At 71.7% G+C, this 17,542-nt stretch carries 12 protein-coding genes; 3 read left to right on the forward strand and 9 right to left on the reverse strand.

Features of this window, described 5'->3' with window-relative positions; translation table 11 throughout:
• Window positions 1-89: 89 nt before the first annotated feature.
• The 9 genes from OHA65_RS09755 to OHA65_RS09795 form a co-directional block, all read right to left on the reverse strand.
• Window positions 90-1,382 (reverse strand): pseudouridine synthase, encoded by a 1,293-nt coding sequence (locus OHA65_RS09755; protein WP_327282737.1) that lies wholly within the window; start codon window positions 1,380-1,382, stop codon window positions 90-92.
• Window positions 1,382-2,011, reverse strand: coding sequence for an SMC-Scp complex subunit ScpB (scpB, locus tag OHA65_RS09760; protein ID WP_327282738.1), 630 nt, complete (start codon window positions 2,009-2,011; stop codon window positions 1,382-1,384). Before scpB ends, OHA65_RS09755 begins: the two co-directional genes overlap by 1 nt.
• On the reverse strand, window positions 2,008-3,033 hold the full coding sequence (locus OHA65_RS09765) for a segregation/condensation protein A (protein ID WP_328765162.1): 1,026 nt from the start codon (window positions 3,031-3,033) through the stop codon (window positions 2,008-2,010). The genes scpB and OHA65_RS09765 overlap by 4 nt, the downstream gene beginning before the upstream one ends.
• 1,213 nt (window positions 3,034-4,246) lie before the next feature.
• Window positions 4,247-4,738, reverse strand: coding sequence for a hypothetical protein (locus OHA65_RS09770; RefSeq protein ID WP_327282739.1), 492 nt, complete (start codon window positions 4,736-4,738; stop codon window positions 4,247-4,249).
• Complete coding sequence (locus OHA65_RS09775; protein ID WP_371646450.1) at window positions 4,723-5,883, reverse strand: ParA family protein; 1,161 nt, start codon at window positions 5,881-5,883, stop codon at window positions 4,723-4,725. Before OHA65_RS09775 ends, OHA65_RS09770 begins: the two co-directional genes overlap by 16 nt.
• 326 nt (window positions 5,884-6,209) lie before the next feature.
• Complete coding sequence (ald, locus tag OHA65_RS09780; RefSeq protein WP_327282741.1) at window positions 6,210-7,325, reverse strand: alanine dehydrogenase; 1,116 nt, start codon at window positions 7,323-7,325, stop codon at window positions 6,210-6,212.
• A gap of 152 nt (window positions 7,326-7,477) precedes the next feature.
• Window positions 7,478-9,541: a tetratricopeptide repeat protein gene (locus OHA65_RS09785; RefSeq protein ID WP_327282742.1), complete on the reverse strand. Its 2,064-nt coding sequence runs from the start codon at window positions 9,539-9,541 to the stop codon at window positions 7,478-7,480.
• A gap of 76 nt (window positions 9,542-9,617) precedes the next feature.
• Window positions 9,618-10,247: an NUDIX hydrolase gene (locus OHA65_RS09790; RefSeq protein WP_327285595.1), complete on the reverse strand. Its 630-nt coding sequence runs from the start codon at window positions 10,245-10,247 to the stop codon at window positions 9,618-9,620.
• Between the two features lie 89 nt (window positions 10,248-10,336).
• Complete coding sequence (locus tag OHA65_RS09795; protein ID WP_327282743.1) at window positions 10,337-11,974, reverse strand: CTP synthase; 1,638 nt, start codon at window positions 11,972-11,974, stop codon at window positions 10,337-10,339.
• 446 nt (window positions 11,975-12,420) lie between these two features.
• Between OHA65_RS09795 and OHA65_RS09800 the strand changes: the two genes are divergently transcribed.
• The 3 genes from OHA65_RS09800 to OHA65_RS09810 all read left to right on the forward strand — a co-directional run bounded on the left by OHA65_RS09800 (window position 12,421) and on the right by OHA65_RS09810 (window position 17,508).
• Window positions 12,421-14,274: a glycoside hydrolase family 15 protein gene (locus OHA65_RS09800; protein WP_327282744.1), complete on the forward strand. Its 1,854-nt coding sequence runs from the start codon at window positions 12,421-12,423 to the stop codon at window positions 14,272-14,274.
• Between the two features lie 131 nt (window positions 14,275-14,405).
• Window positions 14,406-15,788: an FAD-binding oxidoreductase gene (locus OHA65_RS09805; protein ID WP_328762304.1), complete on the forward strand. Its 1,383-nt coding sequence runs from the start codon at window positions 14,406-14,408 to the stop codon at window positions 15,786-15,788.
• 94 nt (window positions 15,789-15,882) lie between these two features.
• On the forward strand, window positions 15,883-17,508 hold the full coding sequence (locus tag OHA65_RS09810) for a PucR family transcriptional regulator (protein ID WP_327282746.1): 1,626 nt from the start codon (window positions 15,883-15,885) through the stop codon (window positions 17,506-17,508).
• Window positions 17,509-17,542 lie beyond the last annotated feature (34 nt).

Raw genomic sequence — 17,542 nt, forward strand, 5'->3', positions numbered from 1 at the left:
ATAAACAGGAGGGCGGGTCCCTGACAAGCGAAAAGCCCGCAGCGCCACGGGGGCACTGCGGGCTTTTCGCTCGCCGGGGGCGGGACCTACTACAGGCCGACCTCGCGCATGAGCATGCCGACCTCGGTGTTGGTCAGGCGGCGCAGCCAGCCGGACTTCTGGTCGCCCAGCTCGATCGGACCGAAGGAGGTCCGCACGAGCTTGTCGACCGGGAAGCCCGCCTCGGCGAGCATGCGGCGGACGATGTGCTTGCGGCCCTCGTGCAGGGTCACCTCGACCATGTAGTTCTTGCCGACCTGGTCGAGCACCCGGAAGTTGTCGGCGCGCGCCCAGCCGTCCTCCAGCTCGATGCCTTCCTTGAGCTGCTTGCCGATGTCGCGGGGCAGCGAACCGGTGATCGCGGCGACGTACGTCTTCTTCACGCCGTACTTCGGGTGCGTGAGGCGGTGCGCCAGCTCACCGTGGTTGGTGAGCAGGATGATGCCCTCGGTCTCGGTGTCGAGCCGGCCGACGTGGAAGAGACGGGTCTCCCGGTTGGTGACGTAGTCACCGAGGCACTGGCGGCCGTCCGGGTCCTCCATGGTGGAGACGACACCGGCGGGCTTGTTCAGCGCGAAGAACAGGTACGACTGGGTGGCGACCGTCAGGCCGTCCACCTTGATCTCGTCCTTCGGCTGGACGCGCTTGCCCTGCTCCAGCACGATCTCGCCGTTGACCTCGACGCGGGCCTGCTCGATGAGCTCCTCGCACGCACGTCGCGAACCCATGCCGGCACGGGCGAGCACCTTCTGCAGGCGCTCGCCTTCCTGCTCGGCGCCCGGGAAGGTCTTCGGGGTCTTGATCACGGGCTTGTCGGCGTACCGGTCGCGCACGCGCTCCTCGATCCGCGCGTCCAGCTCGCGGGGGCGGGACTGGCCGCTGCGGCTGCCGGGACCGCGGCGCGGGCCGCCGGCCCCGCCGATGCCGGGGGTCTTGGAGGTGCGGGGACCGCCCTTGGCGCCACCGCGCGCCGAGTCACCACGGGCACCGCCGCGGCTGCGCTCGCCCTCGGGGCCGACGTCGTAGCGGCGCTCCTCGGGGCGGGGGTTGCGGGGACGCTGCGGCGCCTGGTCGCGGTCACGGTCGCGCGGGGCGCCCGAGCCGGAGCCACCGCCGTAACCGCCGCCGGAGCTCCCGCCGCGGTAGCCACCGCCGCTGGAGCCGCCTCGGTTGCCACCGCCACCGGAGGAGCCGCCGCGCTGGCCGCCTCCACCGGAGGAGCTGCCGCCGCGGTAGCCACCGCCGCCGGAGGAGGAGCCGCCGCGGGAGTTACCGCGCCCGCCACCACCACCGCCGCCGCTGTTCCTGTTGCCGCCGCCGTTGCCGTTGCCGCTGCTTCGCATCAAAGTTCCGTCGTCTTGTCGTCTTCATCGGTATCCGGTGCATCCGGATCGAACGACGGAACACCCTCTTGCGTCTCGGCTTCGATCGCGTCCGCCTCGGGGAGGAAGGGCGCGAGCTCCGGGAGCTCGTCCAGGCCTCGCAGGCCCATCCGCTCCAGAAAGTAGTTCGTCGTCCTGTACAGGATCGCACCTGTTTCGGGTTCCGTGCCCGCCTCGGCCACCAGACCCCGCTGGAGCAGCGTCCGCATGACCCCGTCACAGTTCACTCCGCGGACCGCCGAAACCCGCGAGCGGCTCACCGGCTGGCGGTACGCGACCACCGCCAGGGTCTCCAGCGCCGCCTGGGTCAGCCGGGCCTGCTGGCCGTCCAGGACGAACCGCTCGACGGCGTCGGAGTACTCCGCCCGGGTGTAGAACCGCCAGCCGCCGGCGACCAGCCGCAGCTCGAAGCCCCGCCCCTGGACGGTGTACTCGTCGGCCAGCTCGCGCAGCGCGTCCGCGACCTCGCGCGGGGCGCGGTCCAGCACCTTGGCCAGGTGCGCCTCGGTCGCGGGCTCGTCCACGACCATGAGGACGGCCTCCAGGGCGGGCTTCAGCGCGAGGGCCGCCACGGCGCTCTCCGTCGTCATTCCTTGACCTCCACGATCCGGTCGAACTCGTCGGTCACCTTCGGCATCCCGTCGCCGTCCCCGCCGCTCCAGCGGACGGTGAGCGTCCGCAGCGCCTCCTCCTGGTCGAGGACCACCGCCTTCTCGCGGTACAGCTCCAGCAGCGCCAGGAACCGCGCGACGACCGTGAGGGTGTCGTCGGCGTCCTCGGTCAGCTCCGCGAAGGTGGCCTCGCCGCGCGCCTTGAGCAGCGCGACCACCACGGCGGCCTGCTCCCGCACACTGACGAGCGGGGCGTGGATGTGGTCCACGTAGACCTGCGGCTTGGCCTTGGGCTGCATGGCCTTGACCGCCAGCCGGGCGAACCCCTCGGCGCCGATGCCGATGACGACCTCGGGCAGCAGCTCGGCGTGGTGGTCTTCGAGACCGACGGTGCGTGGGTAACGGCGGCCCTCGCTCTCGGCGCGCCGCTCGAAGATCTCGGCGATCTGCTTGTACGCGCGGTACTGGAGCAGCCGGGCGAACAGCAGGTCACGGGCCTCCAGCAGGGCGAGGTCGGCCTCGTCCTCGACCTCGGCGGCGGGCAGCAGACGGGCGGCCTTGAGGTCCAGCAGGGTGGCGGCCACGACGAGGAACTCGGTGGTCTGGTCGAGGTCCCAGTCGGGGCCCATGGCGCGGATGTGCGCCATGAACTCGTCGGTGACCTTGGAGAGGGCGACCTCGGTGACGTCGAGCTTGTGCCGGGAGATCAGCTGGAGCAGCAGGTCGAAGGGGCCCTCGAAATTGGCGAGCCGCAGCGTGAACCGCCCGTCGGACTGCGCCCCGGCGACGGACGCTGCCGCTCCGCCCGCCACGGCCTCCTCCGGGGCCCCTACGGGGGCCTCAGCGGCCGCGGGGGGCCGGGTGGGGTCCTCGCCCGGCCCGGGCATCACGGGCGCCCCAGGGGGCGCGTGCGGGTCTCGCGGCCCGGACACGGACGGGGCACCCGGCCCGCGACCCAAACTGCGGCGGGCGGGGCGGCCGGGATCGGCGGGAAGGGGCATCACGGTCCAAGGCGGTACGGAGGGGTTCGGCGGCCACCCCCAAGGCTGCCACGCTCCCCCCACCCCCCTCCCCGGACCCGCCCACAGCAGACGGGCGGAGCACGACGGGACGGAAGCCACCGGAAGGCTGCGCGGCAGCCAGGCGGCCAGGAGGAGTGGACGGCAGCCAGGCGGCCGGAACGCACACCCCAGCCGGGAGACCGACGCGGCAGCCACGCAGCCGAGCACGAAAGCGGACGGGGAGGGGGCGGGCGGCAGCCACGGACCCGGAAGCAAGCCGCTCCACCGGGAGGGGTGGACGGAAGCCACGGGGACGGGAGCCTGACACCCCTCCGGCAGGGGCGGGCGGCAGCCAGCCGGTAGCGAGACACCCCACCGGGAGGTGCCGGCGACAGCCACGAAGCCGGGAGCCAGACACTCCGACGGGAGGTGCCGGCGGCAGCCACCCAGCCGGGAGCAAGCCGCTCCACCGGCAGGGGGCGGGCGTAAGCCGCACAGCCGGGAGCAAGCCGCTCCACCGGCAGGGGGCGGGCGTAAGCCGCACAGCCGGCAGCCAGACACCCCACCGGCAGGGGGCGGGCGTAAGCCGCACAGCCGGCAGCCAGACACCCCACCGGGAGTGGGTGGGCGGCAGCCGCGGAGCCGGGAGCGCGAAATCCGCACCCAGGGTGCAGTCACACAAGGCCCAGCGGCCCGCCCTCCCCGCCTTCCGACCACCCGTCACGGGCCCTCCCGCTGACTGGGGCACCGGTCACCACGGGCAGGAGCGCATCATCACGCCGACATCGCCCACGGTCACCACAGATGGACACACCCACCGGCCGGACCAGCACCTCACGCCGACACCAGCAACGGTCACAAGCGGCCGGACGGGCGGGCAACCGGCCGGCCAGCCGGCCAAAGAACGACCGGTCCGCGCACAGAGCTGCGCACAACGGTCAGACAGTGCGGGCACACAGGACGGGACAACGACGGGAGCGTCCTGACCTACAGGAAAGACCAGCCGCAGGCCGCACACGACACCAACACCCACCACCAGGGGCGGCTGCAGGCCTCCCTACAGGACATCCCCCCACACCCACCCACACCGCCCCACCAAAACCATCAACACCACCACCGAACAACACCACCCACCACCGCCCCCGCAACGCCACCCGCCCCAATCAAAAGCAGGAGCAGCAGGAGCACGGTCGCGGCAGCGCCCGGCGGCCCGTCAGCGGCCGCGGAGTCTGCGGACCAGGATGCTTGCGTCGCCGCGGGATTCCAGGTCCGCCAGGACCACGGCCACCGCCTCGCGGACGATGCGTCCGCGGTCCACCGCGAGCCCGTGCTCGCCGCGCAGCACCAACCGCGCGTGCTCCAGGTCCATGAGCTCCTCGGCGGAGACGTAGACCGTGATCTTCTCGTCGTGCCGTTCACGCCCGCTGGGCCGGCGGTTCGCACCGCGGCCCTGGCCCTTGCCCCGCCGCGGTTCCGGGCTGACAGAACCTTCCTGCGGGCGCCGGGGTGCTCCCACCACCGGCTCCGTACCGGCCGCCGCCTCCCGGCTGCGACCTTCGCCCGCCGTGCCCTCCGCCGACGCCGCCGCGTGTTCCCCGGCGGGTGACTCCTCGGGGCCCCGCCTCGGCGAGGACGCCTGGAGCGCCATCCCGCCGGTCGTACGGAACAGTTCGTCGGCTCCGGGCAGACTCACTCGGCGTGACACCGGGCGAGCACCTCCCTGGCCAGCTGGCGATACGCGGCGGCCCCGACGGAGTTGGAGGCGTACGTGGTGATCGGCTCGCCGGCGACCGTGGTCTCCGGGAAGCGCACCGTGCGGCCGATGACCGTGTGGTAGACGTGGTCGTCGAAGGCTTCGACGACGCGCGCCAGCACCTCACGGCTGTGCACCGTACGGGAGTCGTACATCGTGGCGAGGATGCCGTCGAGCTCCAGCTCGGGGTTGAGCCGCTCCTGCACCTTCTCGATGGTCTCGGTCAGCAGTGCCACACCGCGCAGTGCGAAGAACTCGCACTCCAGCGGCACGATGACCTTGTGAGCCGCCGTCAGGGCGTTCACGGTCAGCAGACCGAGCGAGGGCTGACAGTCGATCACGATGTAGTCGTAGTCGGCCATCAGGGGCTTCAGCGCCCGCTGCAGCGTCGACTCTCTCGCGACCTCGCTGACCAGCTGCACTTCCGCAGCGGACAGGTCGATGTTGCTCGGCAGCAGGTCCATGTTGGGGACCGCCGTCTTGAGCAGCACCTCGTCGGCCGACATGCCCCGCTCCATGAGCAGGTTGTAGACCGTCAGGTCGAGTTCCATCGGGTTCACGCCGAGGCCCACGGACAGCGCGCCCTGCGGGTCGAAGTCGACGAGCAGCACGCGGCGCCCGTACTCGGCGAGTGCGGCGCCCAGGTTGATGGTCGACGTGGTCTTGCCCACGCCGCCCTTCTGGTTGCACATCGCGATGATCGTCGCCGGACCGTGGTCGGTCAGCGGACCCGGGATCGGGAAGTACGGCAGCGGCCGTCCGGTCGGGCCGATCCGCTCCCGGCGCTGGCGTGCAGCGTCGGGGGCGAGGGTGGCCGCGTACTCGGGGTCGGGTTCGTACTCCGCGTCCGGGTCGTAGAAGTGCCCTTCGGGCACGTTTTCATAGTCGGCGAAACCCACGGGCTTTTCGCCGCTCAGGTCGCCGGCCCTGGAGTTCACGTCTAGGCCGTCCATGCTCTTTTGGGGCGTCGTCATGTGCTGGTGGTTTGCGAAGGTGCGGACTGCGACGGAGCCGACCGCTTCGAGCCCGGCGGGTCCTTGGCCCCGGTCAGGCGTCCCTGCTCGACCACCTCCGGGAGCAAATGTCGACTCATTCACAAGTCGTCTTACCTCCTCGGACGTGACCAGGACACTTATCGATAGGTCAGCGTGGCACCATGCCGACGGTTGGCGACTCTATGGCGTGTCACCGCTCAGCGGCAACACAATCCGTCGGACCGGCAACGATGTGTCGGCAACCGAACACCTCTCTGTCAAGGGCGTCCGGGCTGTCGCTGCGAAGTTTCGCGGGTGTGCGAAAGGGTTAAAGGGTTACGTTCGAGGCGAGTTGAGCAGCGCCCGCACGCATCCGGCAAACACGTCCGGCCGGACCTTGGGGGCAAGGTCCGGCCGGATACGTGAGATTGACGTCAGTCGTTGACGCTTCAGCCGAGCAGCGTGCTCAGCTCAAGGGTCGGGAGGCCGTGGGCCTCGGCGACCGGACCGTAAACGACCTGGCCGCCATGGGTGTTGAGGCCCAGCGCGAGCGCGGGGTCACGGCGCAGCGCCTCGGCCCAGCCGAGGTTCGCGAGCTGCACGATGTAGGGCAGGGTCGCGTTGGTCAGCGCGTAGGTGGAGGTGTTCGGCACCGCGCCCGGCATGTTGGCGACGCAGTAGAAGACCGAGTTGTGGACCTGGAAGGTCGGCTCGGCGTGGGTGGTCGGACGGGAGTCCTCGAAGCAGCCACCCTGGTCGATCGCAATGTCGACAAGGACACTTCCGGGCTTCATCTTGGCGACGAGCTCGTTGGTGACCAGCTTCGGTGCCTTCGCACCCGGGATCAGCACGGCACCGATGACGAGGTCGGCCTCGACGACGGCCTTCTCCAGCTCGTAGGCGTTGGAGACGATCGTCTTGATCTTCGTACCGAAGATCTTGTCGGCCTCGCGGAGCTTGTTGATGTCCCGGTCGAGCAGGGTCACGTGGAAGCCCATGCCGATGGCGATCTGCGCGGCGTTCCAGCCGGAGACGCCGCCACCGATGACCACGCACTCGCCGGCGTGGGTGCCGGGGACGCCGCCGGGGAGCACGCCGCGGCCGCCGGCCGAGCGCATCAGGTGGTAGGCGCCGACCTGCGGGGCCAGACGGCCCGCGACCTCGGACATCGGGGCGAGCAGCGGGAGCGCGCGGTTGGCGAGCTCGACCGTCTCGTACGCGATGGCGGTGGTGCCGGACTCCAGGAGGGCGTCCGTGCACTCGCGGGAGGCCGCCAGGTGCAGGTAGGTGAAGAGGGTCTGGTCCTTGCGGAGGCGGTGGTACTCCTCCGCGATGGGCTCCTTGACCTTCAGCAGCAGGTCGGCGATCGCCCAGACCTCGTCGGCGGTGCCGAGGATCTCGGCGCCGGCGGCGACGTACTCGGCGTCCGTGATCGAGGAGCCGACACCGGCGTTCTGCTCGATGAAGACCTGGTGGCCGCCTCGGACCAGCTCATGCACGCCGGCGGGCGTGATGGCGACCCGGAACTCGTTGTTCTTGACCTCGCGGGGGATGCCGACCTTCATCGTCGATCACGGTCCTTGGCTCAGGGGATATTACGGGGCACTTCCATACATACCCGCCCACAAGAACGCGCAACGGGATGCACCACGGGATGCTGTGGTGAAGCCAGTCTAATGAAGGACGACGCGCTGTCTAGCCTTGCAAACCAATAATCTCAGTCGGAACCACTACGGATTTCGCAGGCTGCGGGGTCGTCTCCCAGCAATCTGTCGGCCGCAGAGCGGTGCAGCCTCGCGGCTGCCGGGTCACCCAGCCGGTCCAGCGTGTCGGCCAGCCGCACCTGGAGCGCGGCCTGAAGCCGCAGGTCTTTGGCCCGGCGTGCGAGCTCCACCGCCTCGCGGCAGGTGTGCAGCGATTCCTCGGGCCTCCCCGCGTACTCCTGGATTCGCGCCATCTCGCTCAACGCCTTTGCCTGGCCCGGCACATCGGCCAGTTTCCGGTACCCCGCGGCGGCGGTCCGCCAGCTGCGCAGCGCGTCCCCGTAGCGGCCCGCGTACGTGTGCACGTTGCCGAGCCGTCCGTACAGCCGGGCCTCGTCCGCGCGCTCCCCGCGCGCCAGGGCCTGCGCCAGGGCCCGGCCGAACCAGTCGGCGGCGCGGTGCCAGTCGGCGAGCTCCTGGTAGGCGCCGCCTACGGATTCCATCGCTCGGCCGGTGGCGTACGGGTCGTTCGCGGCCCGTCCCGCGTCCAGCGCGGCCCGGTAGCGCTCCAACGCCTCCTGTGTGCGGCCGGTCTCGGCGTCCAGGTCGGCCAGGTTGAGCAGGGCCGCGGCCTGCTCCCGGTGCAGGCTTCGGCGCTCGGCCACGTCCAGGACCAGGCGGTGCAGCCCGTACAGCTCGGGGGCGGCCCCGGCGGTGCCGCGGTGCTCCGCGAGGGCCCGTACGAGGGCTGCGATCAGCCGGCGGGCCAGGGTGTCCAGCCCGCCGTCGGCCACGGCCAGGGAGGCGGCCGCGGACAGCGCGGGCAGCCGGGTGTCGAGCCAGGTGGCGGCGGCGCGCCGGTCGGGGAAGCGCAGCGCGCGCGGAAGTCCCTCCAGTTTCTCCGGACCGTGGAGGCGGGGGCCCTCGGCCCCCTCACCGGTTTCGGCCATGACCCGGCAGGAGTGCAGCAGGCGTACGGTGCGCTCCAGCATCCGGGCCCGGGCCAGCTGGACCTCGGCGGTGCGCTCCTTGGTCTCCAGTAGGGCCTGGATCAGCGGTGTGAGGCAGCCGGGCAGCAGGAAGAGCCCGTCGGAGGCGTGCCGGACGAGGCCCATCCCGGCGAAGTCCTCCAGCGTGGACTGGGCGGCGGCCACGGAGCAGCCGGCGAGGGCCGAGGCGGTGTGCGAGTCGACGATCCCGGCGGGGGCGAGCGGTAGCAACCGGAGGGTCCGCTGGGCGGGTTGCGGCAGGGACTCGTAGACGAGCCGGAAGGCGCGGGCCAGCGGGCCGCTGGTGCCGGGGGGCATCTCGTGGAGCTGTTTGGCCACGTCGGCGACGGCGGCCTTGGGGTGTGCGGTGAGCCAGCCGCCGACCAGGGCCAGTGCGGCGGGCTGCCCTCCGCACTCTTCGGCGAGGGACTCGGCGGCGCAGGGGTCGACGGTGATGCGGGTGTCCCCGATGCGCTGGGCGAGCATCTGGACCCCGGAGGGGGTGTCGAGCCCGCCGAGGGTGCAGGGGCGGACATCCGGAATCCCGGTGAGCGGCCCCTCGGCGGTGATGACGACGAGGCATTCGGGGGTGTCCGGCAGCAGCGCGTCGACCTGGTACGGGTCGGCGGCGTCGTCGACGAGCAGGATCGTGCGCCGTCCGGTGAGGGCGGCGCGCAGGGCGGAGCTGAGCTCGTCCTCGGCGGCGCCGGGGGGCGTGGCCTCGCCCAGCCCCTCCAGCAGGGTCCGGATCGCCCGCTCGGTGGCCACGGTCTCGCCGCCGGGGGTGGTGAGGCGGACCTTGAGGACGCCGTCGGGATAGTCGGCGGCGACCTCGCGGACGAACGCCTCGGCGAGGGCGGTGCGCCCCGACCCCGGCCGTCCGGCGACGAGCAGCACGCGCGCCCTGGGTGCCTTGGCCTTGCGCCCCGAGAGGGTGTCGAGCCCGGTCCGTGCGATGTCCTCGCGCAGCTCCTTGAGCTCGCGCCGCCGCCCGACGAAATCCGTCACGGATCCGCTCCTCTCCCTGCCTTCGGGTTGCGAGCGTAGTTCACGCAGAGCGACGACCTGTGTGGAGCGCGGCGGGCACATCGCCCGATCGGATCAACCGATGTTCACACCACGCCCCGGGGCCCGTCGGCACCCCCCAGCTGCGGCCCGGCGAGCCCTACACCTCGTACGGGCGGGCCGGCCACGGGGCCTGGGCGGGGCGCAGGGAGTCCAGGCCGTCGGTGGACGCCAGCGCGGCGGACAGGGCGAGCGCTCCCGTCACCAGTCCCGGATTGCCCAGCCGGCCTTCCAGGATCCCCCGGACCAGATCCTGTAGCGGAACGCGGGCGATCTGCATGTCCGCTTCCTCCTCCGACGCCGCGTACCGCTCCCCCTCCGCCTCGGACAGACCGCGCGCGAGGAAGATCCGGATCGCCTCGTCCGAACCGCCGGGGGACGCGAAGAAGTCCGCGAGCACCCGCCAGTCCTCGGCCTTGACGTGCGCCTCCTCGTACAGCTCCCGCTGGGCCGCGTGCAGCGGGTTCTCGCCGGGTACGTCGAGCAGCCCGGCCGGGAGTTCCCACAGCTTGTGCCGTACCGGGTGCCGGTACTGGCGCAGCACGAGCACGCCGCCGTCCTCGTCGAGCGCCAGCACGCACACCGAGCCCGGGTGGGCCTGGTAGTCGCGGCGCACCACCGATCCGTCCGGCATGCTCACCTGGTCCGAGCGGACCGACGTCTTCGCGCCCTCGAACGGCGTCCGTGAGGCGATGACCTCCCACGATTCGGCGTTGTCCGCGATGCCCATGGCCATGATCCGTACCCCGTGTCCTTCCGAAAACGCGACAGCCGGGGCAAGATCCTCGCCCCGGCTGTCTACGTTATGCGGTCAGGCCGTCACTTGGCCGCCTGCTGGCGCTCCACCGCCGCCTTGACCAGGCCCGCGAAGAGCGGGTGCGGGCGCGTCGGGCGCGAGCGCAGCTCCGGGTGGGCCTGGGTGGCCACGAGGTAGGGGTGGACCTCGCGCGGGTACTCGACGTACTCGACGAGCTTGTTGTCCGGGGAGGTGCCGGAGAAGACCAGGCCGGCCTTCTTCTCCAGCTCGCCGCGGTACGCGTTGTTGACCTCGTAGCGGTGGCGGTGGCGCTCGTCCACGTACGCCTGGTCGCCGTAGACCTCGCGCACGATGGAGCCCTCCGCGAGCTTGGCCGGGTACATGCCCAGGCGCATGGTGCCGCCCAGGTCGCCCGCGCCCTCGACGAAGGCCAGCTGCTCCTCCATGGTCGAGATGACCGGGTGCGGGGTGGAGGCGTCGAACTCGGTGGAGTTGGCCTCCGCGATGCCCGCGAGGTTGCGCGCGGCCTCGATGACCACGCACTGCAGGCCCAGGCACAGGCCGAGCAGCGGGACCTTGTTCTCGCGGGCGTAGGTGATCGCGCCGACCTTGCCGTTGACGCCGCGGTCGCCGAAGCCGCCGGGCACGCAGATCGCGTCCACGTCGGACAGCTGCGCGGCAGCTTCCGCCGGGGTCTTGCAGTCGTCGGAGGTGACCCACTTGATCTGGACGCGGGCCCTGTTGGCGAAACCGCCGGCGCGCAGCGCCTCGGTCACGGACAGGTACGCGTCGGGCAGGTCGATGTACTTGCCGACGAGCGCGACCTTGACCTCGTGGTCGGGGTTGTGGACGCGGTCCAGCAGGTCCTCCCAGACCGTCCAGTCCACGTCGCGGAACGGCAGGTCGAGCTTGCGCACGACGTACGCGTCGAGGCCCTCGGTGTGCAGCACCTTCGGGATGTCGTAGATCGACTTGGCGTCGATCGCGGCGACGACGGCCGCCTCGTCCACGTCGCACATCAGCGAGATCTTGCGCTTGATGGAGGTGGGGACGTCGCGGTCGGCGCGCAGCACGATCGCGTCGGGCTGGATGCCGATGTTGCGCAGGGCGGCGACCGAGTGCTGGGTCGGCTTGGTCTTCAGCTCGCCGGAGGGGCCGATGTAGGGCAGCAGCGAGATGTGCACGACGAAGACGTTGTCGCGGCCGACCTCGTGGCGGACCTGGCGGACCGTCTCCAGGAAGGGCAGCGACTCGATGTCGCCGACGGTGCCGCCGACCTCGGTGATGACGACGTCGACGTCCTCGGTCGCCATGCGGCGGATGCGGCTCTTGATCTCGTTGGTGATGTGCGGGATGACCTGCACGGTGTCACCGAGGTACTCGCCGCGCCGCTCCTTGGCGATGACCTGGGAGTAGACCTGGCCGGTGGTGACGTTGGCCGAGCCGTCGAGGTCGACGTCGAGGAAGCGCTCGTAGTGGCCGATGTCCAGGTCGGTCTCGGCGCCGTCGTTGGTGACGAACACCTCGCCGTGCTGGAACGGGTTCATCGTGCCCGGGTCGACGTTCAGGTAGGGGTCGAGCTTCTGCATGGTGACCCGCAGGCCGCGCGCCTTGAGCAGCGCACCCAGGCTGGAGGCCGTCAGGCCCTTGCCGAGGGAGGAGGCGACACCCCCGGTGACGAAGATGTGCTTGGTCGTCATGGCTGTGCTCGCCAAGAGGGGGCTCCCGTGGTCGCGAAGTGAGGTGCGGTGCATCCGGCGCCGGCCACCATCGAACCGGAGGCTCTCAGGGGGCGCCGAAGCTGCGGTTTCGGGGCTCCTGATTCGCACAGGCAGACCACCGGTCCACGGGGTACCAGCCTATCAGCGCCCGGGCCGGTCCGCCTCCGGGCACGCGCCGCGACGACTGCTCGACCCAGCGCCACCGGCCGTCCCGCGGCCGGTCACACCGTCGTTGCCGCTGGTCACCCATTTGGTCGAGTCATATTGTCCCCCGACTTCAGGAGATCACTAGGGTGCCGTCATATCCTGCTCGGATATCGCTTCACATCGCCGCCGAGCAGTCCGGCAGACGGCGTAACCCGGCCGCATCCGGAATCATGAGCTCAGTGCGGGGATCCACACCCACGGGACCGCGCAACCGCGCAATGCAAGCGCCCTTCGGGGCGGACGTGGCCGTTCGACTGGAGATCTACGTGTCCGGGCGCATCGAGGATTACGCACTGATCGGGGACATGCAGACCGCCGCGCTGGTCTGCCGGGACGGATCGGTGGACTGGTTGTGTCTGCCACGTTTCGACTCCCATGCCGTCTTCGCGAGCCTGCTGGGCACCGAGGACCACGGCTTCTGGCGCATCGGACCGGTGCTCCCCGGGGAAACCGGGGCCCCCGCGGCGACCCGGCGCCGCTACCAGGGCGACTCACTGGTCCTGGAATCCGAATGGGACACCCCGCGCGGCACGGTCCGCGTGATCGACTTCATGCCGCCCCGCGAGGACCATGCGCCGCAGCTGGTCCGCATCGTCGAGGGCGTCAGCGGGCGGGTCCCGATGCGCTCCGCGCTGCGCATGCGGTTCAGCTACGGCCGGGTCGTGCCCTGGGTGCACAAGGTCGACGGACGCACCGTCGCCGTCGCCGGCCCGGACTCCGTCTGGCTGGACACCGACGCGCAGACGTACGGCCGGGACCTGACCACGTACTCCGACTTCACCCTCGGCCCCGGCGACCGCAAGGCCTTCTGCATCAGCTGGCAGCCCTCCCACAAGGGCGCCCCGGACACCCCCGACGCGCAGGAGGCCCTGGCGACCACCGCCGCGTTCTGGCGCGAATGGGTCGACCACTGCACGTACCACGGCCCCTACCGCGAGGCCGTCATCCGCTCCCTGATCACCCTCAAGGCGCTCACGTACGGCCCCACGGGCGGCATCGTCGCCGCGCCCACCACCTCCCTGCCGGAGGAGATCGGCGGCGTCCGCAACTGGGACTACCGCTACACGTGGCTGCGCGACGCCGCCATCACCCTGTCCTCGCTGCTGCGCACCGGCTACCGCGAGGAGGCCCAGGCCTGGCGCGAGTGGCTGCTGCGCGCGGTCGCCGGCGACCCGGAGAACCTGCAGATCATGTACGGGATCGCCGGCGAGCGGGAACTCGGCGAGACCGAGCTGGACTGGCTGCCCGGGTACGAGGGATCGCGCCCGGTCCGGGTCGGCAACGGCGCCGCGCACCAGCTCCAGCTGGACGTGTACGGCGAGGTCACCGAGGCCCTCCACCTGGGTCACATGACGGGCCTGGCGCGCAACGACTACGCCTCGGTGCTCCAGTTGAAGCTGATCCGCTACCTGGAGACCCACTGGGACCAGCCCGACGAGGGCATCTGGGAGGTGCGCGGCCCGCGCCGCCACTTCGTCCACTCGAAGGTCATGGCCTGGGTCGCGGTGGACCGGACGATCAAGCTGATCGAGAGCGGCGACGCGGACGGCCCGCTGGAGCGGTGGCGCGAACTGCGCGACGAGATCCACCAGGACGTGTGCGAGAAGGGCTACGACAAGGAACGCAACACGTTCACGCAGTCGTACGGGTCGAAGGAGCTGGACGCCTCCCTGCTGCTGATCCCGCAGATGGGCTTCCTGCCGCCGGACGACAAGCGGGTCATCGGCACCATCGAGGCGATCCAGCGCGAGCTGTCCACGCCCGACGGGTTCATCCTGCGCTACCCGACGACCGGCGACGAGGCCGGTGTGGACGGACTCGAAGGCGACGAGGGGGCCTTCCTGGCGTGCTCGTTCTGGATGGCGGACGACCTGGCGATGATCGGCCGGGTCGACGAGGCCCGCCAGCTCTTCGAGCGGCTGCTGGCCCTGCGCAACGACCTGGGACTGCTGGCGGAGGAGTGGGATCCGCGGCTCCAGCGCCAGGTCGGCAACTTCCCGCAGGCGTTCAGCCACGTCCCCCTGATCGACACGGCCCTGCGGCTCACCGCCAGCGGGGCGTACGGAGGCTGACGCGGGCAGCGCGGCAGCGGTGCCGCGCCGCTGCCGCACACCGCTGCCGCACGCCGTCCGCTCACCGCGCCGTCGGCAACGGCCCCGCCTACGCTGGAAGGGTTCGTTTCCTGCGCGAAAGGGGCGCAGCCATGGCTCCCCACTCGAAGGCCGGCACGGCTTTGGCCGCGCTCCGCGAGGACTTGGCCGGTGAGGTCTTCGCTCCCGACGATCCGGGCTACGACGAGGCCCGGACGATCTTCAACTCGATGATCGACCGCAGGCCCGCCGTGATCGCCCGGTGCGAGAGCGAAGCGGACGTCGTCACCACGGTCCGCTTCGCCCGGGAGCTGGACCTGCCGATCGCGGTGCGCGGCGGCGGCCACAGCGTCGCCGGGATGTCCCTCAACGACGGCGGCGTCGTCGTCGACATGCGCCGGATGCAGGAGGTCACGGTCCATCCCGGGGCCAAGGCCGTACGCGTGGAGGGCGGCGCGGTGATGAGCGTGCTCGACCGCGCCTGCCAGCCGTACGGGCTCGCCACCACCGGTGGCCGGGTCTCCACCACCGGCGTCACCGGGTTCACCCTCGGCGGCGGATCGGGCTGGCTGGACCGGAAGTTCGGGCTGGCCGTCGACAACCTGCTCGGCGTGGACCTGGTCACCGCGGACGGCAACACCGTGACGGCGACCGCCGAGAACAACCCCGAGTTGTTCTGGGCCCTGCACGGCGGCGGCGGCAACTTCGGCGTCGCCACCTCGATCACGCTGCGCCTGCACGAGCTGCCGGAGTTCGCGATCTGCCTTCTGCTGTACCCGCCGGAGGCCGGACCCGAAGTACTGCGCACCTACCGCGAGGTGATCGAGGGCGGGCCGGCCGAGGCGGGCGGCGGCGTGATCTACCTGACCGGCCCGCCGGAACCCTTCGTACCGCCCGACCTGGTCGGGACGCGGCTGGTGGGCTCCCTCATCACGTACGCGGGGAGCGAGGAGGCGCTGCGCAAGCTCGCCGAGCCGCTGCTCGCGCTGCCGCACGTGGCGGAGGTGCTCATGGCCCTCCCGTACCCGGACTTCCAGTGCATGCTGGACGACCCGCCGGGCCTGCGGAACTACTGGTCCGCGGAGTACCTGACCGGCCTGCCGGACGAACTGGTCAGCGTGTTCTGCGCCCTCGGCGACGTGATGCCCTCGCCGTCCCCGACCCAGCACGCCCTCTTCCCGCTGGGCGGGGCCATCGCCGACGGGCCCTCGGAGTTCCCGGTTCCGTACCGTGACGCCCCCTGGGCCGTGCACCCGTTCGGCATCTGGGAGGACCCGGCCGAGGACGAACGCTGCCAGCAGTGGGTCCGTGACGTACGCGGCCACGTACAGCCGTGGAGCACGGGCGCGGTCTACCTCAACTTCACCGGTGACGAGGGCCCCGAGCGGGTGGTGGCCGGTCTCGGCGCGGAGAACCTGGCCAGGCTGGCCGCGGTGAAGCGTACGTACGACCCGGACAACGTGTTCCGCTTCAACCACAACATCAAGCCCGCGTGACCCGGTTGACGTCTCGGGCCGGACGGGGGCATATCGGACCTTGCCCCTGCCCGGTGATGTGCCGGGAACCGGGCGGCCGGTAGCGTCCCGCGATATGGACAACCAGGGCGGGATCACCGTTCAGCGGGCACTGGAGCTGCCCGGACTCCGCAGCGGGCTGCCGGAGGTGGTGGCCTGCGCCGACCGCCTCGGCCGGACCGTGCGCTGGGTGCACGCGGGCGAGGTGCCGAACATCGCCTCCCTGCTCAAGGGCGGGGAACTGCTGCTGACCACGGGGCTGGGCCTCGGCACCCGGCCCGCCGAGCAGCGCGCCTTCGTACGGCGCCTCGCGGACCGGGGGATCGCCGCGCTGGTCGTCGAACTCGGCCCGCGCTTCACCCGGCTCCCGGCGACCCTCGTCGAGACGGCCCGGGCGGCGGGCCTCCCGCTCGTCCAGCTCCACCGCGAAGTGCCGTTCGTGACGGTGACGGAGGAGGTCCACACCGAGATCGTCAACCACCACTACGCCCTGCTCCAGCGGGCCGAGGAAGTCCACCGGCGGTGCACCGAGGCCCTGCTGGGCGGCGGCGGGATCCCGCAGGTGCTGCGCATCCTGGCCGACTTCACCGGGAACCCGGTGTTCCTGGAGACCCCCGACGGCCAACTCCTGTACGCGGCGGGCCCGGTCTCCGGGGAGGCCGCGGCCGACCCGCTCCAGGTGTGGGAGGGCCTGCGGGGCCAGCGGGAGGCGGAGCCGTCGGCCAACGCGGTCCTGGTCGACGTCCCCGGCGGCGGCCACGGCACCGGCTCGATCCGCGCCAGGGTGGTCCTGCTGGGCGTGTCGGCGCCGCTGCTGCCCGTCCACCGGATGGCGGCGGAACGGACGGCGGGCGTCCTGGCCGTCGTTCTCATGCAGGCCCGCCAGGAGGACGAGCTGGCCGCGCGCGGCCGCGGCGACTTCCTCACCGACCTCGCGGAAGGCCGCATCTCTGCGGAGGACGCCCCGGCGCAAGCCCGCGTACTGGGCTTCAAACCCGGAGCCGGTCCGCTGCTGCCCGTCGTCATGCGGCTGGCCTCTGACCTCGGCCCGTCGGGGAACTGGGCCGTCCTGGCCCGGGCGGTCCTGGAGGAGCTGTCGTCGGTCGGCGTACCGGTGCTCCTCGGGGTCCGGCCGGTGGAAGGCCGGGTGCCGCTGCTGGTCTCGCTCCGCGCGGAATCGGAACGCGCGGCGGTCGCGGACCGGGTCGCGGCGGCGCTGCGGGCCGGTGTGGAACGCGCCGGCCTGGACCGGGCCGCGGCCCCGCCGGCGGTGGTCGTGGGCGTCGCGGGCGGCTGGGCGGCGGCCTCCTCCGGCCTGCGCCACGCCGCCGAGACCGCCACGGCCGCGCACGGCCTGCCGGCCCGACCCTGGTACGACGCCCGGCGGCTGGACATCGACCTGCTGCTGTGGCGGCTGCGGGAACACCCCGACCTGGCGGCGTTCGTGGACCGGGCGATCGGGCCGCTGCGGGTCCACGACGCGGCGTCCCGCCCACCGCTGCTGCCGACCCTGGAGACGTACCTGGCCCATGCGGGCCGCAAGGCGGAGACGGCGCGCGAGCTGCACCTCAACCGGCAGACGCTGTACAACCGGCTGGCCCGGATCTCAGAACTCCTGGGAACCGACCTGGACGACCCGGAGACGGTCCTCTCCCTGAGCCTGGCCCTCCGCGCCCGCCGCCACACCACGTCTCCTTCCTGACGCCCTCCTCGCACCGCGCGACCCTGGCGGCCCG

This window comes from Streptomyces sp. NBC_00045, assembly GCF_045041095.1.
GTDB lineage: Bacteria > Actinomycetota > Actinomycetes > Streptomycetales > Streptomycetaceae > Streptomyces.